Source organism: Aeromicrobium sp. EU05-FHT14F07 (genome assembly GCF_058790455.1).
On sequence record NZ_JBYTCR010000019.1, the window covers coordinates 1 to 24,364 of the forward strand.

A 24,364-nucleotide genomic window follows, 5' to 3' on the forward strand; every position below is an offset into this window, starting at 1 on the left:
GCCCGCGAACTCCACGGAGCCCTCAAAGCCGACCTACGAGCACTTGACGCGATATAGGAACGTCCACCCGGCAACGGCTCAGCGTGGACCAACCCCCAGCGACAGCTCAGAGTGGTCTCGATACGTCGCCCCACGCCTCGTCCCTCGGCGGAGCCGACTACTCGACCAGCGGAACGTTCCGCTGGTCGAGTAGTCCGAGCGAGCTTGCGAGGCTCGGACGTATCGAGACCACCCGGCAACGGATCAGCGCGGGCCTGCTCCCAGCGACCGCTTGGAGTGGTCTCGATACGCCGCCGCCCGCTCCTTCGTCGCGGCGTCGACTACTCGACCAGCGGTATCGCCGGTCGAGTAGTAGCGCCAGCGAGCTCGTCTCGACGGAGCGGGACCGCCCGACAGATCAGCGGGGGGCGGACGTGATGCTGCTCGCTCGCGCTGCGGGGGGAGGGGGGCGTGCCTACCGTGGAGGACATGACCACCACCGTCTCCGCCCTGTCCGTGCCCGACGCCGGGAAGCCGTTCGAGACCGTCGACCTCGAGCGACGCGACCTGAAGCCGAACGACGTGCGCATCAAGATCAGGTACGCCGGGATCTGCCACTCCGACATCCACCAGGCGCGCGACGAGTGGGGCGCCGGGATCTTCCCGATGACGCCGGGTCACGAGATCATCGGCTCGGTCGAGGAGGTCGGCTCCGACGTCACCGCCCACGCCGTCGGCGACACGGTCGGCGTCGGCTGCTTCGTCGACTCGTGCCTGGAGTGCGACGCCTGCCAGGACGGCGAGGAGCAGTTCTGCGACCAAGGCGTCGTGCAGACCTACTCCGCCAAGACCTACGACGGCGAGGTGACGTACGGCGGCTACAGCGAGCAGGTCGTCGTCCGCGACCACTTCGCGGTGAAGGTGCCCGACGGCGTCGACCTCGCCGGCACCACGCCGCTGCTGTGCGCCGGCATCACCACGTACGCCCCGCTCGTGCGCCACGGCGTCACGGAGGGCTCCCGCGTCGGCGTCATCGGCATGGGCGGGCTCGGCCACGTGGCCGTCAAGATCGCCGCCGCGCTCGGCGCGAAGGTCACCGTGCTCAGCCGCACCGACGCCAAGAAGGAGGACGGCCTCGCGTTCGGCGCGTCCGAGTACGTCGCCACCGAGGAGAAGGGGGCGCTGAAGAGGCTGCGCGGCTCCTTCGACGTCATCCTCAACACCGTCGGCGCGTCCGTCCCCCTCGACGAGTACCTCGGCCTGCTCGACCGCGGCGGCCGGATGATCAACCTCGGCGCCCCCAGCGACGCGCTCGAGGTCGGTGCCTTCTCGCTGCTGACCATGCGACGCGCCGTCGAGGGCTCGATGGTCGGCGGCCTGCCGCAGACCCAGGAGATGCTCGACTTCTGCGCCGAGCACGACATCACCGCCACCGTCGAGGTCATCTCCGCCGACCAGGTCGACGAGTACTACGACCGGGTCGTCGACGGCGACGTGCGCTACCGCGCCGTCATCGACGTCGCCACCCTCGCCCGGTGAGCCTGCGCACCAGCCTGCGGGTGGGCGACGAGGGCGTCCAGCCGTACCGGTTGATGACCGCCCTCGTCGTCCCCCGGCCCATCGCCTGGATCAGCACCGTCGACGCGCAGGGTCGGGGCAACCTCGCGCCGCACTCGTTCTTCACGGTCGCGTGCGCGGAGCCGCCGATCCTCGCGTTCACGTCGGTGGGCGAGAAGGACACGCTGCGCAACGTGCGCGAGACCGGTGAGCTGGTCGTGAACCTGGCCACGCAGCCCCTCACCGACGCCGTCAACGGGTCGAGCGCGCCGTACGAGCACGGGGTCGACGAGGCGGAGGCGCTGGGGCTGGCGACGGAGCCGAGCGAGCTGGTCGCGCCCCGGCGCGTCGTCGACTCCCCCGCGTCGATCGAGTGCCGGCTGCACTCGACCACCGAGCTCGGCGACTCGACGCTCGTGCTCGCCGAGGTGCTGCTGTTCAGCGTCGCCGACCACGTGCTCGTCGACGGCCACCCCGAGTTCGACCGGCTGGCGCCGATGACTCGCCTCGGCAAGGAGGAGTGGGCACCGCCCAGCGTCCCGTTCACGCTTCCCCGGCCGACGAGCACGCCGTAGGTCGCGGGACCGGTCGGTCCGGGGGCGGTGGGTAGTCTGCCCAGGTGCGCACACCTGGGTTGCTGGTCGCCGGGACGACGTCGGACGCGGGCAAGAGCGTCGTGACGACCGGCGTGTGCCGCGCGTTCGCGCGCCGCGGGCTCCGGGTCGCGCCCTACAAGGCGCAGAACATGTCGAACAACTCGATGGTCGTCCCGCTGGGGGGCGACGCGGACGGCGGCTTCGGCGAGATCGGCCGCGCCCAGTGGGTGCAGGCGCTCGCGGCACGGGCGACGCCCGAGGTGGCGATGAACCCGGTGCTGCTGAAGCCGGGCAGCGACCGTCGCAGCCACGCCGTGGTCATGGGCCGACCGGGCGGGGTCGTGGACGCGACGGACTTCGTCGAGGGACGGCGTCATCTCGCGCAGGCCGCCCACGCGGCGTTCGACGACCTGGCCGGCCGGTACGACGTGGTCGTGGCCGAGGGGGCGGGGTCGCCGACCGAGATCAACCTGCGCGCGTCGGACTACGTGAACCTCGGTCTCGCGCAGCACGCACGGATGCCGGTGGTCGTGGTGGGCGACATCGACCGTGGCGGGCTGTTCGCCGCGCTGCACGGGGCGGTGGCCCTGCTCGACTCCGCCGACCAGGCGCTCGTGGCGGGGTTCGTGGTCAACAAGTTCCGCGGGGAGGTCTCGCTGCTGGAGCCGGGCCTCGACCGGCTCACGGAGCTCACCGGTCGGCCGTTCCTGGGCGTGCTCCCGTGGGACCCGACGCTGTGGCTCGACTCCGAGGACGCGCTCGACCTGGAGGGGCGACGCTCCGGCACGGCGGGGGCCCTGCGGGTCGCGGTGGTGCGCCTGCCGCGGATCAGCAACTTCACCGACGTCGACGCCCTGGGCGTGGAGCCCGGCGTCGACGTCGTGTTCGTGTCGGACCCGCGCGACGTCGCGGACGCCGACCTGGTCGTGCTGCCGGGCACCCGCGCCACCATCGACGACCTGGCGTGGCTGAGGTCGCGGGGCCTGGACCGTGCCGTGGTGGCGCACGCGCGCGCCGGACGTCCGGTGCTGGGGATCTGCGGCGGGTTCCAGATGCTCGGACGCCACGTGCACGACCCTGACGCGGTCGAGGCGCCGACGCCGCGCAGCGTGGAGGGCCTGGGGCTGCTCGACGTGGAGACGACCTTCGGCACGGAGAAGGTGCTGCGGCTGCCGGTCGGGGAGGCGCTGGGCGCGACGACGACGGGCTACGAGATCCACCACGGCCGCATCGCGCGGGGTGCCGACGAGGAGTTCCTGGCCGGCGCGCGACGCGGCGCGGTGATGGGCACCATGTGGCACGGCAGCCTCGAGGGCGACGCGTTCCGGCACGCGTTCCTCGCGGAGGTGGCGGCTGCCGCGGGCACGACGCTCCCGGACTCCGACGTGTCCTTCGGGGCGCTGCGCGAGGCGCGGCTGGACCGGCTGGGCGACCTCGTCGAGGAGCACCTCGACGTCGACGCGCTCTGGACGCTTGCCCGCGACGGCGCGCCCGCCGACCTGCCGCTGCTGCCCCCAGGTGCGGGGAGCGTCGCATGATGCTGCTGCTGGGCGGCACGGCCGAGGCCCGCGCGCTCGCGCGGTCCCTCGAGGGGCTGCGGTTCACGTCGTCGTTGGCTGGTCGCGTCGCCCGCCCGCGGATGCCGGTCGGCGCGACGCGGATCGGCGGGTTCGGGGGTGTGGACGGCCTGCGGGCCTACCTGCGCGACGAGGGGGTGGCCGCGGTGGTCGACGCGACGCACCCGTTCGCGGCCGGCATCTCGCGCAACGCGGCGCTGGCCTGCGCGGCCGAGGGCGTGCCGCTGCTGCGGCTCGAGCGTCCGGGCTGGGCGACCCGCCCGGACGCGGAGCGGTGGCACTGGGTCGACTCCCACGAGGAGGCCGCGACCGCGACGGCGGCGCTCGGGCACCGGCCGTTCCTGAGCATCGGCCGGCAGGGTCTCGCGCCCTTCGTGGAGCCGTTGCGCGACGTCCCGGCCCTCGTGCGGGTGGTCGACGAGCCGGAGGTGCCGCTGCCCCAGGCCTGGACGCTGCTGCAGAGCCGCGGTCCCTACGACCTGGCGTCGGAGCGCTCCCTGCTCGCGGAGCACGCCGTCGACGTCGTCGTGACCAAGGACTCCGGGGGCGACCACACGGTGGCGAAGCTCGACGTCGCCGCGGAGCGCGGTGCCGCCGTCGTGGTCGTGCGTCGCCCGGCACCGCCCGAGGGCGTGGAGACGGTCAGCGACGTCGACGACGCAGCAGCCTGGGCGCGAGCGCACAGCTGAGGAGCGCACCGACGTCGACCAGCCACGCGAGCCGGGTGGCGCGGGCGACGTCGGCGGGGGCGGCCGGGCGACCGTCGCCCAGCGTGTGCCGGTCCTCGGTGCGCCCGAAGTAGACGTTGACGCCGCCCAGCTGCACGCCGAGCGCCCCGGCGAACGCCGCCTCGACGGGGCCCGCGTTGGGGCTGGGGTGGTGCCGGGCGTCGCGCGCCCAGGCACGGACGGCCGCCGAGGGGCTGCCGCCGACGATCGGGGCCGCCACCGCGGCGAGGGCGGCGGACAGCCGGGCGGGCACGAGGTTGAGCAGGTCGTCGAGCCGCGCGGCGGCCCACCCGAACCGCTCGAGACGCGGCGTGCGGTGCCCGACCATGGCATCGAGCGTGTTCGCGGCGCGGTACGCGAGCAGGCCCGGCACCCCGGCCACGGCCCCGGCCACGAGGGGGGCGACGACCGCGTCGGAGGTGTTCTCGGCCACCGACTCGACGGTGGCGCGCGCGACGCCGCCGGTGTCGAGGACGCTCGGGTCGCGGCCGACGAGGTGCGTGACGCGCTGGCGGGCGGCCGGCAGGTCGTCGGCGACGAGGTGGTCGTGCACGGCGAGCGCCTCGCGCTCGAGGGAGCGGCCGCCGAGGACGGCCCAGGTGCATCCGGCCACCACCAGCGTCTCGGCCACGGACCCGCGACGTCTCGCGGCGGCCTGCGCGACGACGCCCGCCAGCGCGCTGCCGCCGACGAGCAGGCCGACGTGCACGACGCCCGCGGCACGCCGGTCGGCGTAGGTCCGACGTTCGAGGGCGGCCGCCGCGCGACCGAACCCGGCGACCGGGTGGAGGCGCTGCGGGTCGCCGAGGAGACGGTCGGCGGCGAAGCCCAGGACGAGTCCGGCGGCCCTGGCGCCCGGTGCCGTCACGACAGCACCGCCAGCACGGCGGCGAGTGCGAGCTCGACCCCGGCACCGAGCACGTCGCCGGTGACCCCGCCGATGCGACGCCGAGCCCTCAGCAGGAGCAGCGTCAGGACGGCCAGGGCCGCCGCCGTGGCCGCGAGGGTGCGCCACCAGGGCACGTCGACCAGCAGGCCGCTGCCCACGAGCACGGCGGTCCAGACGGCCAGGGCGGCCAAGGCGGCGACGACCGGCACGGTGCCCGCGACCACGACGCCCAGCCGGGAGCCCTCACCGGCCGGCACCGGTCGGGCGCAGGCGAGCGCGAGGCTCCCCCGCGAGAGGAGCACGGCCGCGCCGACGAGCAGGGCGGCGTCGGACGCGGCGAGCGCCGCCACGCCCGCGGCCTGCAGCCCGAGCACCAGCACCAGGGCGGCGGCCCCGGCGGGCCCCACGTCGCCCGAGCGCATGACGGCGAGCGTGCGGTCGCGGTCGTAGGACGACGTGAGCCCGTCGGCGGTGTCCGCGAGGCCGTCGAGGTGGAACGCCCGGGTGCCGAGCGCGAGGAGCCCGACGACGAGCAGGCCCGTGACGAGCGGGGCGAGGCCGGCGGCGTCGGCGACCAGCACGAGCAGGGTGGCGGCCACGGCCAGCGGGAGGACGGCGAGCGGCGCGAGCAGCATCGCCCGGCCGGCGACACCGCGGTCGACCGGGCCGGGCGGCCGCACCGGCCAGGCGCTGAGCGTGCCGACGGCGAGCCGCCAGGCGTCGAGGGTCACGACACCGTCACCCGGACCTCGGCGTTCTCGGGCAGGCTAGGCGTGGACCCCGTCAGGAGGGCATGCGCGTAGGCGATGAGGTCGCCGTGGCTGACCACCAGGGTGCTGTCGAGCGGCGGACGGGCGAGGAAGGTGCTGATCCGCTCCACCACGTCGTCGACCGTCTCGTCCAGGCCCCGCTCGACGAGCAGCGGGTCCTCCACGACGTCGAGTCCCAGGTGGGCGGCGACCAGGTCGGCGCTCTCGCGCGCCCGGACCAGCGGCGAGCAGACCACGGCGGTCACGCCCGACTGCGTCAGCGTCCCTGCGGCGGCGACGACCTGGGCACGCCCCCGCTCGGTGAGCGGCGGGTGGGCGGTCCGGCCCTGCTCGCGGCCGGCGACGTTCCAGGTGGACTCGCCGTGGCGCATCCAGAACAGCCGGATCACGACAGGACGTCCACGACGTGCCCGACCACGGTGACGGCGGGTGCGCCGATGCCGCTCTCGGCGACGACGTCGGCGATGGTCGCCACCGTCCCGTCTACGCGACGCTGGCTCGGCAGCCCCGCGTCGGCCACGACCGCGGCGGGCGTGCGCGGGTCGAGGCCGCCCTGCACGAGGGCCTCCGCGATGGCCGGCAGCGTGCGCACGCCCATGAGCACGACGAGGGTGGTGCCGGTGGAGGCGAGCGCCTTCCAGTCGACGGTGCCGTCGGGGTGCCCGGGCGGCACGTGGCCCGAGACGACCGTGAAGCCCTGCGTGGTGCCGCGGTGGGTCACGGGGATGCCGGCCAGCGCGGGCGCCGACACCGACGACGTGACACCGGGGACCACCCGCACGGGGACGCCCGCCGCGACGCAGGCCAGCATCTCCTCGCCGCCGCGTCCGAACACGAACGGGTCGCCGCCCTTGAGCCGGACGACGCGACGACCGGCCTTCGCGTGCTCGACCAGCAGCTCGTTGATGGTCTCCTGCGGCGTGGACCGGCCGCCGGGCACCTTGGCCACGTCGACGACGAGCGCGTCGGGGCGCACGATCTCGAGCGCCGCGAGGGGCACGAGCCGGTCGGTGACGACGACGTCGGCCTCGGCGAGCGCGCGCTGGCCGCCGACCGTCATGAGGTCGGGGTCGCCGGGGCCGGCGCCGACGAGCACGACCTCGCCGACCTGCCCGGGCGGGGTGTCGCCCGACAGGGACGCCCCGGGCGTGACCGCGTCCTCCGGGGAGCCCGACGGCTGGTCCGGGCGACGCAGCACGACGTCGGCGGCGAGCACGTCGTCGAGGACGAGGTCGCGCGCGTGCCAGGCCATGAGGCCCCGGTCGGCGAGGTCCTCGAGGGTGGCGACCAGCTCCTCGGCGACCACCGTGACCGTGTCGCCCTGCGCGAGGTGCGCGGAGACGGCGGCCGCGGCACGCAGACCGCCGCCCACGACGAGCACCCGACTCACGGGCGGACCTCCTGCAGGACGACCTCGAGAGCTGCGAGGAAGCGGCGGGCGACGTCGGGCGCGCGGACGGCGACCCGCACCCAGCGGTCGTCGAGACCGGGGAAGGTGTCGGCGCGGCGGACGGCCCACCCCGCGTCCCGGAGGGCGCCGTGCACGCCCGGCCCGACCTCGGCCAGCACGAACGGCGCCGCGGACGGCAGGTGACGCACGCCGAGGGCGTCGAGACCGTCGGTCAGCACGGCACGGTCCCGGGCGACCTGCGAGGCGCGGCGGGCGGCCTCCGCGCGGGCGTCGTCGGAGGTGCAGGCGACGATCGCGGCGGTGGCGTGCGCCGACACCGACCACGGGGGCTGCTGGGCGCGCAGGTCGGCGACCAGGTCGGCGTCGCCGAGGACGTAGCCGGCGCGGACGCCGGGGATGCTCCAGAGCTTCGTGAGGCTGCGCAGCACCAGCACGCCCGGCAGACGTGCGTCGGCGAGCGAGGCCGACTCCCCGGGCACGGCGTCCATGAACGCCTCGTCGACCACGACGACGCGCCCCGGACGGACCAGCGCACGCAGCGCCCACGCCGGGTGCAGCACGCCGGTCGGGTTGGTCGGGTTGCCGACGACCACGAGGTCGGCGGCGTCGGGGACGGCGTCGGGCTCGAGCGCGAAGTCGTGCCCGAGGAGCACGTGGCGCGGCGTGTGCCCGGCCTGGCGCAGGGCGACGTCGGGCTCGGTGAACTGCGGGTGCACGACCACCGGGTGCTGCCAGGGTCGCGCCCGCGCGAGCAGCGTGAACGCCTCGGCGGCGCCGGCCGTGGCCAGCACCTCCTCGACCGGTCGGGTGTGCCGGTGGGCGACCGCCGCCTCGGCCTCGCGTGCGTCGGGATAGCGGCCGACGTGCTCGAGCGCGCCGCGCAGGGCGTCGTCGAGCCAGGTCGGTCGAGGTCCGTCGTGCACGTTGACGGCGAGGTCGAGGAGGCCCTCCGTCGCCTCCGCGTCGCCGTGGTGGCGGAGGGGGTCCACTGCGCTGGTCGACACGTCGGGACCACTCCAGGCCGTCGCTGGGGGTCGGCTCTCACTGAGCTGTTGCCGGGTGGTCTCGATACGCCGGTGCGAGGCTCGTCCCTCGCCCGCACCGGCTACTCGACCAGCGAGAGCCTCCACGCCACGCGGGAGGGCGTGGACGGCCGCCGCGAAGCGGGCGGCCATGCGGGGGTGGCCGGCCCAGTGGGTGTGCAGGTAGGACGCGTGCAGCGTCGGGCTGGCGAAGCCGGCCGGGCCGTGCGCGCTCGTCCAGGCGACGGAGAGGCCCGCGTCCGGGTCGTCCGCCCCGAGGTGGGCCGGGGTGACGTGCGTGCGGTGGAACTCGTGGCCCGTCACCCGGCCCCCGGTCGGCGCGAGCAGGTGCTCCTCGGGCGCGACGGCGGTGCGGTAACCCAGCGTCAGCCGCGGGGTCATGGCAGCGTCCGCGGGCAGCGCGCCGACCATGGGCGCGCCGTCGAGCGTGCGGCACAGGTACAGCAGACCGGCGCACTCGGCCACGGTCGGCACGCCCGCGGCGACGGCGTCGGCGATGGCGTGCCGCAGCGGCTCGTTCGCCGAGATGGTGGCGGCGTGCACCTCGGGGAAGCCCCCGCCGAGGTAGAGGCCCGACGTCCCCTCCGGCAGCTTCTCGTCGTGCAGCGGGTCGAAGACGCGCACGTCGCAGCCGAGGGCGTCGAGCAGCTCGGCGGTCTCGGCGTACCGGAACGTGAACGACCGGCCGCCCGCGACCGCGACGACGCGACGCTGCGGCGGCACGGCCGACACGTGCGGCGCGGTCTCCGCCGCCGGGTCCCACGCCTCGCCGGTGAGCGGCGGCGCGGACTGCGCGATGCGCACGACCTCCTCCAGGTCGACGGCCTTGGCCACCCGCGCGGCGAGCCGGTCGAGCGCCGCCACGGCGTCGTCGCGCTCCTCCGCCGGCACGAGCCCGAGGTGGCGCGACGGTGCCACCACGCCGTCGTCGCGGTGCACGATGCCCAGCACGGGCACACCCGTGCCCTCCAGCGCGCGGACGACCTCGTCGGCGTGACGGGTGGAGCCGACCTTGTTGAGGATGACCCCGGCGACCCGCACGGACGTGTCGAAGGTGACCATGCCGTGCACCAGCGCCGCGATGGACCGCGACGCCGACGACACGTCGACCACGAGCACCACGGGACTGCGGGTGGCCCGCGCGACGTGCGCCGTCGACGCGTAGCCGTCGGCGCCGAGCATGCCGTCGTGCAGGCCCATGACGCCCTCGACGACGGCGAGGTCGGAGCCCGCGGCGCCGTGCAGCAGCAGCGGCAGCAGCCGCTCCTCGCCCGCCAGGTGCGGGTCGAGGTTGCGGCCGGGCAGGCCCGTGGCCAGCTCGTGGTAGCCGGGGTCGATGTAGTCGGGTCCGACCTTGTGGCCGGAGACGCGGTGCCCCGAGCGCGACAGCGCGGCCATGAGGCCGGTCGCGATGGTGGTCTTCCCGTGGCCCGACGCGGGTGCGGCGACCACGAGGCGGGGCAGGTTCACCACTCGATCCCCCGCTCCGCCTTCTGCCGCCCAGGGCCCGGCACCCCTGCCGGACGTCGGGTCGACCCACGCTGGATGCTCACCACTCGATGCCTCGCTGACCCTTCTGGCCGACGTCCATGGGGTGCTTGACCTTCGTCATCTCGGTGACGAGGTCGGCGACCTCCAGGAGCCGGGGGGCGGCGTCGCGGCCGGTGATCACCACGTGCTGACGGCCGGGGCGCGAGGCGAGGGTGTCGGCGACGTCGTCGACGTCGACCCAGCCCCACTTCATCGGGTAGGTGAACTCGTCGAGTACGTACAGGTCGTGGGTCTCGGTGGCGAGCCGGCGCTTGATCTCGGCCCAGCCCTCGGCGGCGGCGACGGCGTGGTCGTCCTCGGTGCCGGACTTGCGCGACCACGACCAGCCGGACCCCATCTTGTGCCACTCGACGGGTCCGCCGACGCCCTCCGTCTCGTGCAGGCGGCCGAGGTGCTCGAGCACGCTCTGCTCGCCGACGCGCCATTTGGCGGACTTGACGAACTGGAACACGCCGACCTTCCAGCCCTGGTTCCAGGCGCGCATCGCGAGCCCGAACGCGGCGGTCGACTTCCCCTTGCCGGGCCCGGTGTGGACCATGACGAGCGGACGGTTGCGGCGCTGGCGGGTGGTGAGGCCGTCGTCGGGCACGACCAGGGGCTGGCCCTGGGGCATCAGGCCACCTCCTTGACGCTGCGGACGGCGCTGGTGAGCGCGTCGGCGCTCACCTCGCCGAGCGGCAGGTGCTGCGCGCCGAGGCGGTCGGCGAGCACGCCGGCCAGGCCGAGGCGGAAGCCGCCGGTCTCGCAGTCGACGACGACGGACGCCACGCGGGTGGCGCGCACGTGGTCGGCGGCGCGGTGGGCACGGGCCAGCGCGTCGGGGCCCGACGTGGCCCGGCCGTCGGTGACGACGACGAGCAGGGGCCGGCGCAGCGGGTCGCGGATGGCCTCCAGGCGCAGGGCGTCGGCCGCCGTGGCCAGACCCTCGGCGAGCGGCGTGCGGCCGCCCGCGGGCAGTTCCTCGAGCCGGCGCGCGGCGACGTCGACCGACGAGGTGGGCGGCAGGTCGAGCGAGGCGGTGGCGCCGCGGAAGGTCACCAGGCCGACCTTGTCGCGACGCTGGTACGCGTCGAGCAGGAGCGACAGGACGGCGGTCTTGACCTGCTCCATGCGGCGGCGCGCGGCCATCGAGCCGGAGGCGTCGACGCACAGCAGCACGAGGTTGGACTCGCGGCCCTCGCGCACGGCCACGCGCAGGTCGGCGGGACGCAGCAGCACCCGGCCGCCGTCGGCACGGCCGCGGGCGTGCTGGTGCGGGGCGGCGGCGCGCACGGTCTCGACGAGGTGCAGCGAGCCCGAACGACCCGCCGGCGTGCGCGCGCCGATGCGGCGACCGTCGTCGGTGATCGCCCGCGAGCGTCGGCCCGAGACCCCGGCACCGACGCCGTCGACCTGCAGCAGCCGTGCCCGCACGGGCTCGCCGGCTCCCACCGTCGACTCCTGCGCCTGACCGGAACCCTCCGGGGCGTCGCCCCCGGGCGGCGTGGGCGGGGTGGCGGGTGCCGAGGCGTCCGACGCGCTCTCGGGCGTGCCTCCAGGTCCGCCGTCGGGACCCCCACCGTCAGGGCCCCCGTCGTCGGGACCCTCGGGACCGTCGTCGGGCCCGCCTGCGGGCGGCTCGTCCGGTCCGAGCAGGTCGTCGAGCTGCGACTCGTCGAGGCCCGTCTCGTCGAACGGGTTGCGGCGTCGGCGGTGTGGCAGCGCCAGGCGGGCGGCGGCGCGGACGTCGTCGCGGGTGATGGTGGTGCGGCCGTGCCAGGCGGCGTGCGCGGCGGCCGTGCGTGCGGTGACGATGTCGGCACGCAGGCCGTCGACCTCGAAGGCCGCGCACAGCTCGGCGATCGAGAGCAGCGTGGCGTCGTCGAGCGCGACGTCGGCCACGAGCTGCTGCGCGCGGCTGATGCGTTCGGTGAGCGCGGCGTCCTGCTCGGCGAAGCGGGCGGAGAAACCGACGGGGTCGGCGTCGAACGCGAGCCGGCGGCGCACGACCTCCACACGCGCCTGCGGGTCGCGCGGGGCGGCCACCTCGACGGCCAGGCCGAAGCGGTCGAGCAGCTGCGGGCGCAGCTCGCCCTCCTCGGGGTTCATGGTGCCGATCAGCACGAACCGGGCAGCGTGCTCGACGGACACGCCGTCGCGCTCGACCGTCGAGCGACCCATCGCGGCGGCGTCGAGCAGCAGGTCGACGAGGTGGTCGTGCAGCAGGTTGACCTCGTCGACGTACAGCACGCCACGGTGCGCGCGGGCGAGCAGACCGGGCTCGTAGCGGGTGACGCCGCTGCCGAGCGCCTGCTCGAGGTCGAGGGAGCCGAGCACACGGTCCTCGGTGGCACCGACGGGCAGCTCGACGAGCCGCACCGGCCGCGTCTCGGACTCCGGGTCGGGACCGAACGGACCGTCGGGCGAGAGCGGTGCCGGGTCGGCGGGGTCGCTGGAGAACCGGTCGCCCTTCACGACGTCGATGGGCGGGAGCACCGCGGCGAGCGCCCGCACGAGCGTCGACTTGGCCGTGCCCTTCTCGCCGCGCACCAGCACCCCGCCGATCGCGGGCGAGATCGTCGTGAGGACGAGGGCCAGCGCCATGTCGTCCAGGTGGTCGGGCTCGGCACCGACGACGGCGGTGAAGGGGTAGTGCTGTGGCATGAGGGCTCCCGCTCGATCGCCATGGCTGGTGCGGCGCGAGGCCGGTCTTCGGACTTCCACCTCCAGGTGGTCACCGCAGCGGACCCTGTGCCGGACTTCCACCGGCTTCCCGATTCTCCCCAACCGTCTGGGGCACCTCGCGCGTGTGCAGTTTGTCCGAGCCAGGCTACCGGGGCACGCCGGGTCCGTGTGCAGGCACTAGCCTCGCCGGACATGAGCACCCCCCGTCGAGCCACCGGCCCCGTCGTCGTCGTGGGCGTCGGGGCGGACGGCTGGGCCGGCCTCGACGTCGCCCGTCGCGCCGCGGTCGAGGCCGCCGAGGTGCTCCTCGGCGGCGAGCGGCACCTCGCGCTCGTGCCGGCCGACGTCACGGCGGAGCGTCGGACGTGGCCGTCGCCGCTGCGCGAGGGACTGCCGGCGCTGCTCGACGAGCTGGACGGGCGCCGGGTCGTCGCGCTCGCGTCCGGCGACCCGCTCGTCTCGGGGATCGGGACGACCCTCGTGTCGCTGCTCGGCGCCGACCGCGTGGAGGTGCTGCCCGGCGTCTCGTCGGCGGCGCTCGCCCGCGCCCGCATGCGGTGGTCGGCGGAGACGTCGGAGGTGGTCACGCTGGTGGGCCGCGACGTGCACCGCCTCGTCACGCGTCTGCACCCCGGCGCCCGGCTGCTCGTGCTCTGCTCCGACGCGTCGACCCCGTCGCAGGTGGCCGCGCTGCTCGCGTCGCAGGGGTACGGCACGAGCGGCCTCAGTGCCCTCACGAACCTCGGCGCGGACGACGAGAGCCGGGTCGACGGCGTCGCCGCCACGTGGTCGGCGGACGTCGGACCGCTCACCGTGCTCGCCGTGCAGGTCGACGACGGTGCCCGCGTGCTGCCGCTCGTGCCCGGCCTGCCCGACGACGCCTTCGAGCACGACGGCCAGGTGACCAAGCGCGACGTCCGCGCGAGCGCCCTCGCCCGCCTCGCCCCGACCCCTGGGGCGCTGCTGTGGGACGTCGGCGCCGGTGCCGGCTCCGTCGCCGTCGAGTGGTCGCGCACGCACCCGTCGTGCCGGGCGGTGGCGGTCGAGCGCGACCCGGAGCGGGCCGAGCGGATCGGTCGGAACGCTCGCACGCTCGGCGTCCCCGACCTGCGCGTCGTGGCGGGCCCAGCGCCGGACGCGCTCGAGGGTCTCGACGCCCCCGACGCGGTGTTCGTCGGCGGGGGTGCCACCGTCGACGGCGTGCTCGACGCCTGCTGGGCGGCGCTGCGACCCGGTGGACGGCTCGTCGTCCACGGCGTGACGCTCGAGACCGAGCAGCTGCTCGTCGCGTGGCGCGGCAGGGTCGGGGGCGAGCTGGTGCGCCTGCTCGTGGAGACCGCCGCGCCGCTCGGCACCTTCACGTCGTGGACGCCGGCCCGGGCCGTCACGCAGTACTCCGTCGTCAAGGGGGCACAGGCATGACCGTGCACGTGGTGGGGGCCGGACCGGGCGCCGCCGACCTGCTCACCGTCCGCGCCGCGCGGCTGCTGGAGCGGGCCGACGTCGTCGTCTACGCCGGCACCTACGTCGAGGCCGTGCTGGAGCACTGCCGACCCGACGCGCGGCTCGTCGACACGCAGGACCTCGACCTCGACCAGATCACCGAGGTCGTGGTCGACGCCCACCGCGCGGGTCTGGAGGTGGTCCGGCTGTCGTCGGGCGACCCGTCGCTGTACTCCGCCCTCCACGAGCTGACCCGACGCCTGGACGCGGCGCACGTGCCCTGGGACGTCACGCCCGGGGTGCCCGCCTACGCTGCCGCGGCCGCCCGGCTCGGGGTCGAGCTGACCGTGCCCGAGGTCGTGCAGTCGGTCGTGCTGACGCGCACGCAGGCCCGGTCCACGGCGATGCCGTCGACTGAGGAGCTGGAGGCCTTCGCCGCCACCGGCGCGACGCTGGCCCTGCACCTGGCGATCACCCGCACGCGACCCCTGGCTGAGCGGCTCGCCGCGGTCCTCGGGGAGGACACCCCCGTCGCCGTCGTGGCGAACGCGTCGCAGGAGGCCGAGGTCGTGCTGCGCGGCACCCTCGCCGACGTCGCCGACCGGGTCGAGGCCGCCGGTCTGCGCCAGGCCGCGGTCATCCTGGTCGGCCCCGCGGTGGCCCGCCCCGACGGCGCGGAGTCCTACCTCTACTCCCCCACCCGCGACCGCACCTCCAAACGCCGCCCCCCGCCGGTCGAGTAGCGGGCACGCGCGACGAAGGAGCGTCGTGGCCGCGTATCGAGACCACCCGGCAACGGCCCAGCGCGGCCCAACCCCCAGCGAACGTCTGGAGCGGTCTCGATACGTCGCCCCACGCCTCGTCCCTCGGCGGAGCCGACTACTCGACCAGCGAAACGTTTCGCTGGTCGAGTAGCACCGACGGCGAGCGCCAGCGAGCACGTCGATGCGTATCGAGACCACCCGGCAACGGCTCAGCGCAACCCCACCCACGCCGATCCGCCCAGAGTGGTCTCGATACGCACGGGCGACGCTCGTCCCTCGCGCGCCCGCACTACTCGACCAGCGGACGGCTTCGCCGGTCGAGTAGCAACGACGGCGAGCGCCAGCGAGCTCGTCGGTGCGTATCGAGACCACCCGGCAACGGCTCAGCGCGACCCACCTCCCAGCGAACGCCCAGAATGGTCTCGCTCCGTCGCGACTACGCCCCTCGTGCGACGGCTCCAGCACCTCCCCTCGCTAGCGCTCGTGGAGGCACTCGACCAGCGGGATCGCGGGTCGAGCCGCCCGCACGACTCGACCAGCGAGTGCGTCAGGCGGGGACCTCGTCGAGGAGGCGGCGGAGGACGTCGGCGAGGGTCACCACGCCGACGCCGCGCTCGGTGCGGACGACGGCGAGGTGCTGGCTGGTGTCGCGCATGACGGCGAGCGCCTCGTGCACCGGGGTCGACGGGTCGAGGTGGAACGGCTCGCGCACCAGGTCGGCCACGCCCTCGTCGGCGTCGCGCACCAGCGTCTCGCGCACGTGGACGACGCCGGAGACCTCCCCGCCGTCGAGGACGAGGATCCGCAGGTGCCCGCTGCGCTCCGCGGCGGCCTGCACGTCCGCGACCGTGCTGCCCGCCGGGACCGACGTGGGCGTCGAGCCCGGCTTCAGCAGGTCGGCGACGGTGAGGTCGCGCAGGCCGAGGGCGCGCGAGAGCGACGCGGAGTACCCGGCGTCCAGCGCACCCGCCTCCGCCGAGTGCTTCACCAGGTGACGCAGGTCGTCGGGCGTGGACCCGCCGGAGACCGTCTCGACCGGCTGGACGCCGACGATCACCAGGCAGCGGTTCGCGGCCTCGTTCAGCAGCGTGAGGATCGGCCGCGTGAACCACATGAAGCCGCGCATCGGGATGGCGAGCATCGTCGCCGACCGCTCCGGGTGGGCGATGGCCCACGACTTCGGCATCATCTCACCGACCACGAGGTGCAGGAACGTCATGACGACGAGGGCGATGACGAACCCGGCGGCGTCGGCCACCCAGTACGGCATGCCCCAGTCCTCGAACAGCGGCGTCAGCGCGTAGTGCACGGCGGGCTTGGCGGTGGCGCCGAGCGCGAGCACGCAGAGCGTGATGCCCAGCTGCGCACCGGCCAGCAGCACCGTGAGCTCCGACGACGACCGCAGCGCGGCGCGCGCGGCCCGGCTGTGCGGGGCCGCGTCCTCGAGGCGGTGGCGCTTGGCCGCGAGGAGCGCGAACTCGATCGCGACGAAGAACGCGCTCGCCGCGATGATGGCGACGGTGACCGCGAGGACCACCCAGGGGTTGCTCATCATCGGGGCACCTCGGTCTCGTCGGCGGGTCCGGCATCGGGTTGCAGGTCGGTCTCGTCGTCCTCGGACGGCTCCTCGTAGGGTCGGACGACCCAGCTGACCCGCACGGAGGACGGCACGTAGTGCTCGACCTCGAGCACCTCGAGCCGCAGGCGCGGCGCGTCGGGCTGCTCGTCGAGGACGAGCGTCGCGGCGTCGGGCGGCAGGTCGACCTCGACGTGGTGCCCGACCTCGGGCAGGACGCCGGCCTCGGCGATGACCAGGCCGGCCACGGTCTCGACCTCGTCGTTCTCGGGCAGGTCGTGGTCGATCACGCGCTCGACCTCGTCGAGCGGCGCGTCGCCGGAGAACAGCCAGGCGTCGTCGCCGTCGGTGACCGCGAGGGGACGTTCGTCGTCGTGCTCGTCGGTGATCTCGCCGACCAGCTCCTCGGCGAGGTCCTCGATGGTGAGCACGCCGGCCAGGCCGCCGTGCTCGTCGATGACGCAGGCCAGCTGCTGGCGCGCGTCCTCGAGCGTCTGCCGGGCGACCGGCAGCAGCATGACGTCCGGCACCACCACGGGCTCGCGCACGAGCTGGGCCGCGGTGCCGCCGCGGGCGGTCATGACGTCGACGAGGTGCACGACGCCGACCAGCCGGTCGTCGTCGTCCAGTACCGGGTAGCGGGAGTGACCGGTGGCCATCTGCTCGCGCAGCTCGTCGACGGTGTCGTCGGGGCGGACGACGTCGACGCGCGACCGCGGGATCATGGCGTGCTCGACGTCGCGCCGCGGGAAGTCGATGGCGCGGTCGAGCAGCAGCGACAGGTCGCGCGGCAGGTCGCCGCTCTCGCGCGACTCGGCGACGATGTGCTCGAGGTCGCGTGCGGTCGCCGTGCTGTCGACGTCGTGCACGGGCTCGATGCGCAGGGCGCGCAGCAGCACGTTCGAGGCCTGGTCGAAGAACCAGATCAGCCAGCCGAAGACCGCAAGGTAGAGGTTCGTGGAGCGCGCCAGCCAGCGTGCGACGGGCTCCGGCCGGGCGATCGCCAGGTTCTTCGGGAACAGCTCGCCGAAGAGCATCTGCACGAACGTGGCGAAGACGAGGGCGAGCACCGTGCCGATGCCGATGCCGACCGCCGTGGGCACACCGACGCCGCCGAGGATCTCGCCGAACGCGCGGCCGATGAGCGGCTCGGCGACGTAACCGACGAGCAGGCCCGTGACGGTGATGCCGAGCTGGGCGCCGGACAGCATGAACGACGTGCGGTTGGTGACCGCGAGGGCGCGCTGGGCGCCCTTGTCGCCCTGCGCCGCGAGGGAGTTGAGCCGCGACCGGTCGACCGCCATGTAGGCGAACTCCTGGGCGACGAAGTAGCCCGTCGCGGCGGTGATGGCGAGCACGACCAGCAGGCCGAGCAGCAGGAGGAGGACCGTGATCACCGCACGCGCCTCTCCGGGTCGCGGGTGGTCACGGTCTGGGGACTTCGACTGGGGTCCATGGCTCTCTCTGTGGAGGGTCGGGATCAGTGGGGGAACGAGCCGGTAGGGCGGTGAGTTCCCGACGTGCCGATCGTCTCAGCGGTCGACGGACCGCGCCGTCCAGACGGCGCCCGTGGGGCTGACGCGGGTGTGCGACGAGCCGACGACGAGCAGGCACTTCATGTCGATGGACTCGGGGTCGAGGTCGGCGAGGGTGGTCACGTGCAGCGACTCCTCGGCGCGGCCGACGTCGCGCCCGACGACCACGACGGTTCCGGGGTCGCGGTGCTCGAGCAGGATCCGCTGCATGTCGGCGACCTGCGTGGTGCGCGAGCGCGAGCGCGGGTTGTAGACGGCGAGGACGAGGTCGGCGTCGGCCACGGCCCGCAGCCGCTTCTCGACGACAGACCACGGCTTGAGCCGGTCCGACAGGCTCATGACGGCGAAGTCGCCGCCGATGGGCGCGCCGGCGCGGGCGGCCACGGCCTGCACGGCCGAGACGCCGGGCACCACGCGGACGGTGACGTCGTGCAGGTGGGGCTGCGCCTCCTGCGCCTCGAGCACCGCGGTGGCCATCCCGAAGACGCCGGCGTCGCCGCCGGACACGACGGCCACCCGCTCGCCCGACCGCGCGAGCTCGAGGGCGTGCGTGGCGCGGTCGATCTCGACGGTGTTGCCCGACGCGTGGCGCTGGAGCCCGACGCGCTGCGGCACGCGCGCGACGTACGGCGCGTACCCGACGACGTGACCCACCCGCGCGAGCTCGTCGGAGGCCTCGGGGGTGAGCCAGCCGTCCGGCCCCGGCCCGAGCCCGACGACCACCACCTCTCCCCGTTTCGGGACGTCATCGCCCTTCTCGCCGTCCGCAAGGGGCGATGACGTTCCGAATCGTGGGGACTGCTCGTCGTAGCGGGCGCCGTGCCCGTCGCCTGGCACCACCACGAGGGAGAAGTAGGGCACCGACGACGGGTCGACGTCGGCGACCGGGAGCCAGCGCTGCTCCGGCATCGACGCCCGCTCCACGTAGAGCGCGGTGTCGAGCCGGCCGGCCTGCTCCAGCGCCGAGCGGACGGCGGGGAACGTGCGGCCGAGCTTCATGATGATGGCGCCGTCGGTGTCGGCCAGGCGCCTCGCCAGCTCCGCCTCCGGCAGCGTGCCCGGCAGCACCGTGAGCACGTCGGTCTGGCGCACCAGCGGCGTCGCGGCCAGCGCCGTGGCCGCCGCGAACGCCGGCACCCCGGCCACGACGTCGGTCTCGAACTCCTCGGACAGCCGGTCGTGCAGGTACATGAACGAGCCGTAGAACATCGGGTCGCCCTCGGCCAGAACCACGACGTCACGACCCGCCGCGAGGTGCTCGCGCAGCCGCTGCGCGCACTCCTCGTAGAAGTCGGCCATCGCCCCCGCGTAGCCGCCCGGGTGCTCGGCCGTGCCGGTCGTCACCGGGTACTGCAGCACCTCCTCGACGACGTCCGCCGGCACCAGGTCGTCGACGATCCGCCGCGCGTTCGACCGCTTGCCCACGCCCTGGTGGTACGCGACGACGTCGGCCTCGCGGATCAGCCGCGCCGTCTTGAGCGTCACCAGCTCCGGGTCGCCCGGGCCCACGCCCACGCCCCACAACCGACCGGTGCCAGCACCCGGGGCCATGGTCACTCCTTCTCCTGCGCCAGAGCGTTGAGCGCCGACGCGGCCATGGCGGAGCCGCCGCGACGGCCGCGCACGGTCACGAAGGGGACGTCGATGCCGTGCGTCTGCGCGAACGCCGCGAGGGCGTCCTTCGACTCGGCCGCACCGATGAACCCCACCGGCACCCCGACGACCGCAGCCGGGCGCGGCGCACCGTCGGCGAGCAGCTCGAGCAGGTGGAACAGGGCGGTGGGCGCGTTGCCGATCGCGACGACGGCGCCGTCGAGCCGGTCGCCCCACAACGACACGGCGGCCGCGGAGCGGGTCGTGCCCCACTCCCGCGCGAGGTCGGGCACGCGCTCGTCGCGCAGCAGGCACAGCACGTCGTTGTCCTTCGGCAGCCGCGCGCGGGTGACGCCCGACGCCACCATCGTCGCGTCGCACAGGATCGGCGCGCCGGCCTGCAGCGCCTCGCGCGCCGCCGACACGAGCCGCGGGTGCACGACCATGTCGTCGACCAGGTCGGTCTGGCCGGTGCCGTGGATCATCCGCACGGCCACCTTCTCGGCGTCGGCCGGGATGCCCGTCAGGTCGGTCTCGCGGCGGATGGTCGCGAAGGAGTCGACGTAGATGGCAGCGCCGCTGCCCTCGTACTCGAAGCGCCGGGTGGGGGGTCTCATGCGGTCTCCCTCGACAGGTCGGAGGTCACGGTCAGGTCGGGCACGACCACGCTGCGCCACGGGGTCACGAGCAGCTCGCCGTCGGCCAGGGCGAGCAGCCGCTCGACGTCCGGTCGGCGCAGCACGCCCCCCTCGACGGGCACGTGGACGAAACGGCGTCCGTCGTCCTGCAGACCAGGGCCCTCGGGCAGCGGGAGGGCCCGCACCTGCGTCCGCAGGTCGCGGGCGTGCAGGTCGCCGAGGACGGCCGCGCCGCCGCGCGGCAGGTCGTCGACGTGCCACGTGCCGACGTCGGGGCGCATGCGTCGGAAGCGGTGGGCCAGCGCGCCCAGCACCTCGGGCAGCGCCTCGAGCGGCACGACCTCGCCCCAGTGCCGACCGGCGCGCACCTGCGCGTGGGCCGCGTCCACGGCCACGGCGCCGAGGTCGAGCGAGCGGTCGACGAGGTCGCCCCGCCCGTCGTCGAGCACCACGAGGAACCGCGCCGAGAGGTCGGCCAGGTCGGGGTCGGCGCACACGAGCGCGTCGTAGCGCTCGGCCGCCGGACGCAGGTCGGCCCGACCGCCCAGCCGGCCGGACAGCGGCGAGACCATCACGTTGCGCACGAGCTCGTGGCTGCGGCTCGGGAGCAGGCCCGTCGCCGCCAGGTCGGCCACGACCCGGTCCGGCAGCACGCCGTCGACCGGCGCGATGCCGCGGACCTGCAGGTTCGCGCGGCGCGTGAGCCCGACCGTGCCGTCGCCGTGTCGCTCCGCGACGTCGAGCAGGCGCGCGAGCGACGCCGTGGACAGGCGTCCGCCGACGAGCCTCAGCCGCACGAGCGCCCCGTCGTCGGCGATCCACGGCCGGCACACGCCGGGGCACCGGTCGGCGCGGTCACGTGAGCTCGTCACGCCGCCTCCTCACCTGTCCCTCGAGCACCGACGGAGGTCCGGCGGCCTGCCGGACCGCTCCAGGACGGCGTCGATCCTGTCACACCGCACCGACGTGACAGGCCCGCCGTCCGGGAGAGCACGCTCACGCGAGCACCCCGGTGAACCGCACGTGCGGCGCGCCGTCGACGCTGTGCACCTGCGCGTCGACGCCGTAGACGTCGGCGATGAGGTCGGTCGTGAGCACGTCGGTCGGACGCCCCGCCGCACGCACGCGGCCGTCGGCGAGCACCACCAGCGCGTCGCAGTACCGCGCCGCGAGGTTGAGGTCGTGCAGCGCCATCACCGTCGTGGTCGAGGCGGCCCGCACGAGCTCCAGCAGCTCCAGCTGGTGCCGCACGTCGAGGTGGTTGGTCGGCTCGTCGAGCAGCAGCTCGGTCGGCTCCTGCGCCAGCGCGCGGGCGATCTGCACCCGCTGCCGCTCCCCGCCGGACAGCGTCGAGTAGGGCCGCTCCAGCAGGTGCGCCGTCCGGGTGGTCGCCGCCGACGCCTCCACCACGGCCCGGTCCGTGGCGCTCAGCGGCGCCCACGACGGACGGTGCGGGAGCCGGCCGAGGCCCACGACGTCGCGCACGGTCGGGTCGGTGTCGGTCACGACCTCCTGGTCGACCATCGCGAGCCGCCGTGCCACCTGACGCCGACCCAGGGTCGCGACGTCGTCGTCACCCAGGCGCACCACGCCCGACGACGCCGGCCGCAGCCCCGCCAGCAGCAGCAGCAGCGACGACTTGCCCGACCCGTTCGGACCCAGCAGCCCCACCGTGCTGCCCGGCGCGACGTCAAGGCTCACGCCGTCGACCACGACCTTGCCGCGCACGCCCCACCGCACGTCGACCGCCAGGATGCTCATGCCCGTCCCGCCTCAGCCACGACGCCGCCTCCTCACCAGGATCACGACGAACGCCGGCACGCCCACGAGCGCCGTCGCGACGCCGACCGGCAGCTCCTGCGGTGCGATGACCGTCCGCGCGCCGACGTCGACCCACACCAGGAACACCGCCCCCAGCACCGCGGACACCGGGAGCAGCACGCGGTGCCGCGCGCCGACCACCGCGCGGGCCGCGTGCGGCAGCACCAGCCCGACGAAGCCGATCGCCCCCGACGTCGACACGATGACGGCCGTCATGAGCGCGGTGACCACGAGCAGCAGCAGCCGGGTGCGCTGCACGGAGACGCCCAGCGCCGAGGCGGCGTCCTCGCCGAACGTGAACGCGTCGAGCGAGCCCGCCGCGAGCCAGCACAGCAGCAGCCCGACGAGCACCACGCTCCCGCACACGACGACGTCGCGCCACGACGCCGTGCCCAGCGACCCGAGCAGCCAGAACAGCACGCCGCGGGTCTGCTCCGCGTCGGCCGCGGTGAAGACGATGAACGACGTCAGCGCCGAGAACAGCTGCGTCGCCGCGACACCGGCGAGGATCATCCGGTCGGTCGTGCCGCCCGCCAGCGTGCCGAGCAGCAGCACCAGCGCGAAGGCGAGCAGCGCCCCCACGAACGCACCCGAGGCCAGGGTCGCGGCGCCGGCGCCCACTCCGAGCACGACGATGGCGACCGCGCCGGTCGAGGCGCCCGAGGAGACGCCGAGCACGAACGGGTCGGCCAGCGGGTTGCGCAGCAGCGACTGCAGCACCACGCCGCACAGGGCCAGCCCCGCCCCGCACGCGGCCGCCAGCACCGCTCGCGGCAGGCGCAGGTCCCAGATGATCGCCTCCTGGATCCCCGTGAGACCCGACGGCGCCACCCCCAGGCGCGACAGCGCGACCGCGAAGGCGTCGCCCGGACCGAGACCGGACGGTCCGATCGTCGTGGCGACCGCGATCGAGACCAGCAGGCCGACGAGCGCGGCCGACCACAGCAGGGCCGCGCGCCCGACTCGCGCCGGACGCGAACGTCCCGGGGTCGGGGGCGCCGTCCTGCGCAGCGCGGTGGGCAGGAGCGTCACGACGGCTCGAACCCCAGGCGGCGCAGCCCCTCGGACACCGTCTCGACCGCGTCGACGGTGCGGATCGACGGGTTCAGGGCGGCCCCCGGCAGCAGCACGTACCGCTTCTCCCGCACCGCCGTCATGCGTCGGGTGACGGGGTTGGACTCGAGGAAGGCGATCTTGGCGCGCGCCGTCTCGGCGGTCTGGCTCCTACGCGTCAGGTCGCCGACGACGAGCACGTCGGGGTCGGCGGCGGCGATCGACTCCCAGCCGATCTGCGGCCACTCCGCCTCCTGGTCCTCGAAGACGTTCGTGAGGCCGAGCGCGCGGGTGACGATGCCGGGACCGCCGCAGCACCCCGCGCCGTACGGCGCCTCGGCGTTGGCGAACCAGTAGAAGACCGACACACCGTCGAACTGCGCGCGCGACGCCGTCTCGAGCCGCTGCTGGAGCGACGCCACGAGCTCCTCGCCGCGCTCCCGGGTGCCCGTCAGCGCGGCCAGGTCGCGCACCTCGGCGTAGATCGTCGACATCTCCAGCGGCCGGTCGCGGGCACCGTCGCCGCCGCCGAAGTCGGACTTCTCGCACTCCGCGGCCGACAGGTACGCCGGCACCCCGACGTCCGCCAGCTGCCGCGGCGTGGCGACCCCGCCCTCGCTCAGCGTGTTCGCGAACGACGCGGTCACCAGGTCGGGCTCGACGGCGAGCAGCTCCTCGAACGACGGCGCCTGGTCGGCCAGCCGGTCGACCGTCTCGTTCTCGTCGGCCAGCGACGGCAGGATCGGGTCGGTCCAGCCGGCGGCGCCCACCATCCGGTCCGCGAGCCCGAGGCTCAGCAGGATCTCCGTGCTGCCCTGGTTCAACGACGCGATCCGCTGCGGCGGCGCGTCGACCGTGACCGTCCGGTCGCACCGCTCGACGCGGGCGGGGAACCCGGCGGCCTCACCGCGGGCGTCGGACGACGGGGCCGACGTCGTCGAGGAGCCGCAGCCCGCGAGCAGGGGCGCAGCGAGCGCGGCCGTCGCGAGGAGGGAGAGGGGGCGGCGTGGTCGCATCGCGATCCTTCGCTCAGGGGTCCGTGTCGCGAGACCCGTCGGGAGCCCCGCGGCGGACGCCGCGGGTCGCCACCGGGTGTCGGACTCGGGCCGTGGCCCCTACCGTTGCGCGTCAGTCCCGGACTTCGACCGGGTTCCCTCACGTGGCGCTCGCACGGTA

Annotated in this window: 21 protein-coding genes and 1 riboswitch; of the genes, 6 read left to right on the forward strand and 15 right to left on the reverse strand. The window is 75.0% G+C overall.

All coding sequences use genetic code 11. The annotated features are described in order from the left end of the window. Positions 1–468: 468 nt before the first annotated feature. The 4 genes from AC3WRM_RS15300 to AC3WRM_RS15315 are packed head-to-tail and all read left to right on the forward strand — an operon-like array spanning position 469 to position 4,398. A complete protein-coding gene (locus AC3WRM_RS15300) occupies positions 469–1,518 on the forward strand; it encodes an NAD(P)-dependent alcohol dehydrogenase (RefSeq protein WP_492249442.1) in 1,050 nt (349 codons plus the stop codon). Beyond that, the gene (locus AC3WRM_RS15305) at positions 1,515–2,111 is read left to right on the forward strand and encodes a flavin reductase family protein (RefSeq protein ID WP_492249441.1); all 597 of its coding nucleotides are present in this window, start codon (positions 1,515–1,517) and stop codon (positions 2,109–2,111) included. The genes AC3WRM_RS15300 and AC3WRM_RS15305 overlap by 4 nt, the downstream gene beginning before the upstream one ends. A gap of 44 nt (positions 2,112–2,155) precedes the next feature. Beyond that, positions 2,156–3,670, forward strand: coding sequence for a cobyric acid synthase (locus AC3WRM_RS15310; protein ID WP_492249440.1), 1,515 nt, complete (start codon positions 2,156–2,158; stop codon positions 3,668–3,670). After that, a complete protein-coding gene (locus AC3WRM_RS15315; protein WP_492249439.1) occupies positions 3,667–4,398 on the forward strand; it encodes a cobalt-precorrin-6A reductase in 732 nt (243 codons plus the stop codon). Before AC3WRM_RS15310 ends, AC3WRM_RS15315 begins: the two co-directional genes overlap by 4 nt. Here AC3WRM_RS15315 and AC3WRM_RS15320 read toward each other — a convergent pair. The 7 genes from AC3WRM_RS15320 to AC3WRM_RS15350 form a co-directional block, all read right to left on the reverse strand. Then, complete coding sequence (locus AC3WRM_RS15320; RefSeq protein WP_492249438.1) at positions 4,352–5,305, reverse strand: cobalamin biosynthesis protein; 954 nt, start codon at positions 5,303–5,305, stop codon at positions 4,352–4,354. The genes AC3WRM_RS15315 and AC3WRM_RS15320 overlap by 47 nt on opposite strands. Next, positions 5,302–6,057: an adenosylcobinamide-GDP ribazoletransferase gene (locus AC3WRM_RS15325; protein ID WP_492249437.1), complete on the reverse strand. Its 756-nt coding sequence runs from the start codon at positions 6,055–6,057 to the stop codon at positions 5,302–5,304. The genes AC3WRM_RS15320 and AC3WRM_RS15325 overlap by 4 nt, the downstream gene beginning before the upstream one ends. Further along, on the reverse strand, positions 6,054–6,485 hold the full coding sequence (locus AC3WRM_RS15330; protein ID WP_492249436.1) for a histidine phosphatase family protein: 432 nt from the start codon (positions 6,483–6,485) through the stop codon (positions 6,054–6,056). The genes AC3WRM_RS15325 and AC3WRM_RS15330 overlap by 4 nt, the downstream gene beginning before the upstream one ends. Next, positions 6,482–7,486 carry a uroporphyrinogen-III C-methyltransferase gene (gene cobA / locus AC3WRM_RS15335; protein ID WP_492249435.1) on the reverse strand — a complete coding sequence of 335 codons (1,005 nt, stop codon included), beginning with the start codon at positions 7,484–7,486 and terminating at the stop codon, positions 6,482–6,484. The genes AC3WRM_RS15330 and cobA overlap by 4 nt, the downstream gene beginning before the upstream one ends. Then, the gene (cobBC, locus tag AC3WRM_RS15340) at positions 7,483–10,020 is read right to left on the reverse strand and encodes a bifunctional hydrogenobyrinic acid a,c-diamide synthase/histidinol phosphate aminotransferase CobBC (protein ID WP_492249434.1); all 2,538 of its coding nucleotides are present in this window, start codon (positions 10,018–10,020) and stop codon (positions 7,483–7,485) included. Before cobBC ends, cobA begins: the two co-directional genes overlap by 4 nt. Positions 10,021–10,099: 79 nt before the next feature. Then, positions 10,100–10,714, reverse strand: a complete 615-nt coding sequence (gene cobO / locus AC3WRM_RS15345; protein WP_492249433.1) for a cob(I)yrinic acid a,c-diamide adenosyltransferase — start codon at positions 10,712–10,714, stop codon at positions 10,100–10,102. Then, on the reverse strand, positions 10,714–12,744 hold the full coding sequence (locus AC3WRM_RS15350) for a magnesium chelatase subunit D family protein (protein WP_492249432.1): 2,031 nt from the start codon (positions 12,742–12,744) through the stop codon (positions 10,714–10,716). The genes cobO and AC3WRM_RS15350 overlap by 1 nt, the downstream gene beginning before the upstream one ends. A 22-nt stretch (positions 12,745–12,766) precedes the next feature. Beyond that, a riboswitch (cobalamin riboswitch) is annotated at positions 12,767–12,899 on the reverse strand. Between the two features lie 58 nt (positions 12,900–12,957). Here AC3WRM_RS15350 and cbiE point away from each other — a divergent pair. Continuing rightward, positions 12,958–14,187, forward strand: a complete 1,230-nt coding sequence (gene cbiE, locus AC3WRM_RS15355; RefSeq protein ID WP_492249431.1) for a precorrin-6y C5,15-methyltransferase (decarboxylating) subunit CbiE — start codon at positions 12,958–12,960, stop codon at positions 14,185–14,187. Beyond that, positions 14,184–14,951: a cobalt-precorrin-4/precorrin-4 C(11)-methyltransferase gene (locus AC3WRM_RS15360; protein ID WP_492249430.1), complete on the forward strand. Its 768-nt coding sequence runs from the start codon at positions 14,184–14,186 to the stop codon at positions 14,949–14,951. The genes cbiE and AC3WRM_RS15360 overlap by 4 nt, the downstream gene beginning before the upstream one ends. Before the next feature lie 568 nt (positions 14,952–15,519). Here AC3WRM_RS15360 and AC3WRM_RS15365 read toward each other — a convergent pair. From AC3WRM_RS15365 to AC3WRM_RS15400, 8 genes are all read right to left on the reverse strand, one after another. Further along, positions 15,520–16,527 carry a hemolysin family protein gene (locus AC3WRM_RS15365; protein WP_492249429.1) on the reverse strand — a complete coding sequence of 336 codons (1,008 nt, stop codon included), beginning with the start codon at positions 16,525–16,527 and terminating at the stop codon, positions 15,520–15,522. Next, the gene (locus AC3WRM_RS15370; protein ID WP_492249428.1) at positions 16,524–17,945 is read right to left on the reverse strand and encodes a hemolysin family protein; all 1,422 of its coding nucleotides are present in this window, start codon (positions 17,943–17,945) and stop codon (positions 16,524–16,526) included. Before AC3WRM_RS15370 ends, AC3WRM_RS15365 begins: the two co-directional genes overlap by 4 nt. A gap of 135 nt (positions 17,946–18,080) precedes the next feature. Continuing rightward, positions 18,081–19,634, reverse strand: a complete 1,554-nt coding sequence (locus AC3WRM_RS15375; protein WP_492249427.1) for a precorrin-2 C(20)-methyltransferase — start codon at positions 19,632–19,634, stop codon at positions 18,081–18,083. Between the two features lie 2 nt (positions 19,635–19,636). Continuing rightward, a complete protein-coding gene (locus tag AC3WRM_RS15380) occupies positions 19,637–20,293 on the reverse strand; it encodes a precorrin-8X methylmutase (RefSeq protein WP_067860235.1) in 657 nt (218 codons plus the stop codon). Further along, the gene (locus tag AC3WRM_RS15385) at positions 20,290–21,186 is read right to left on the reverse strand and encodes a ferredoxin-like domain-containing protein (protein ID WP_492249426.1); all 897 of its coding nucleotides are present in this window, start codon (positions 21,184–21,186) and stop codon (positions 20,290–20,292) included. Before AC3WRM_RS15385 ends, AC3WRM_RS15380 begins: the two co-directional genes overlap by 4 nt. A 124-nt stretch (positions 21,187–21,310) precedes the next feature. Further along, positions 21,311–22,075: an ABC transporter ATP-binding protein gene (locus AC3WRM_RS15390; RefSeq protein WP_492249425.1), complete on the reverse strand. Its 765-nt coding sequence runs from the start codon at positions 22,073–22,075 to the stop codon at positions 21,311–21,313. A 12-nt stretch (positions 22,076–22,087) separates the two neighbouring features. Further along, positions 22,088–23,167, reverse strand: coding sequence for a FecCD family ABC transporter permease (locus AC3WRM_RS15395; protein ID WP_492249424.1), 1,080 nt, complete (start codon positions 23,165–23,167; stop codon positions 22,088–22,090). Then, entirely contained in the window at positions 23,164–24,204 is a 1,041-nt protein-coding gene (locus tag AC3WRM_RS15400) for an ABC transporter substrate-binding protein (RefSeq protein WP_492249423.1), read from the reverse strand. The genes AC3WRM_RS15395 and AC3WRM_RS15400 overlap by 4 nt, the downstream gene beginning before the upstream one ends. Between the last annotated feature and the right edge of the window lie 160 nt (positions 24,205–24,364).

Excerpts from the sequence above, each read along its gene's own strand:
- AC3WRM_RS15300 (WP_492249442.1), top strand. The coding sequence starts at position 469 with ATGACCACCACCGTCTCCGCCCTGTCCGTGCCCGACGCCGGGAAGCCG.
- AC3WRM_RS15315 (WP_492249439.1), top strand. The coding sequence starts at position 3,667 with ATGATGCTGCTGCTGGGCGGCACGGCCGAGGCCCGCGCGCTCGCGCGG.
- cobO (WP_492249433.1), bottom strand. The coding sequence starts at position 10,714 with ATGCCCCAGGGCCAGCCCCTGGTCGTGCCCGACGACGGCCTCACCACC.
- AC3WRM_RS15350 (WP_492249432.1), bottom strand. The coding sequence starts at position 12,744 with ATGCCACAGCACTACCCCTTCACCGCCGTCGTCGGTGCCGAGCCCGAC.
- cbiE (WP_492249431.1), top strand. The coding sequence starts at position 12,958 with ATGAGCACCCCCCGTCGAGCCACCGGCCCCGTCGTCGTCGTGGGCGTC.
- AC3WRM_RS15360 (WP_492249430.1), top strand. The coding sequence starts at position 14,184 with ATGACCGTGCACGTGGTGGGGGCCGGACCGGGCGCCGCCGACCTGCTC.
- AC3WRM_RS15365 (WP_492249429.1), bottom strand. The coding sequence starts at position 16,527 with ATGATGAGCAACCCCTGGGTGGTCCTCGCGGTCACCGTCGCCATCATC.
- AC3WRM_RS15375 (WP_492249427.1), bottom strand. The coding sequence starts at position 19,634 with ATGGCCCCGGGTGCTGGCACCGGTCGGTTGTGGGGCGTGGGCGTGGGC.
- AC3WRM_RS15380 (WP_067860235.1), bottom strand. The coding sequence starts at position 20,293 with ATGAGACCCCCCACCCGGCGCTTCGAGTACGAGGGCAGCGGCGCTGCC.
- AC3WRM_RS15390 (WP_492249425.1), bottom strand. The coding sequence starts at position 22,075 with ATGAGCATCCTGGCGGTCGACGTGCGGTGGGGCGTGCGCGGCAAGGTC.
- AC3WRM_RS15400 (WP_492249423.1), bottom strand. The coding sequence starts at position 24,204 with ATGCGACCACGCCGCCCCCTCTCCCTCCTCGCGACGGCCGCGCTCGCT.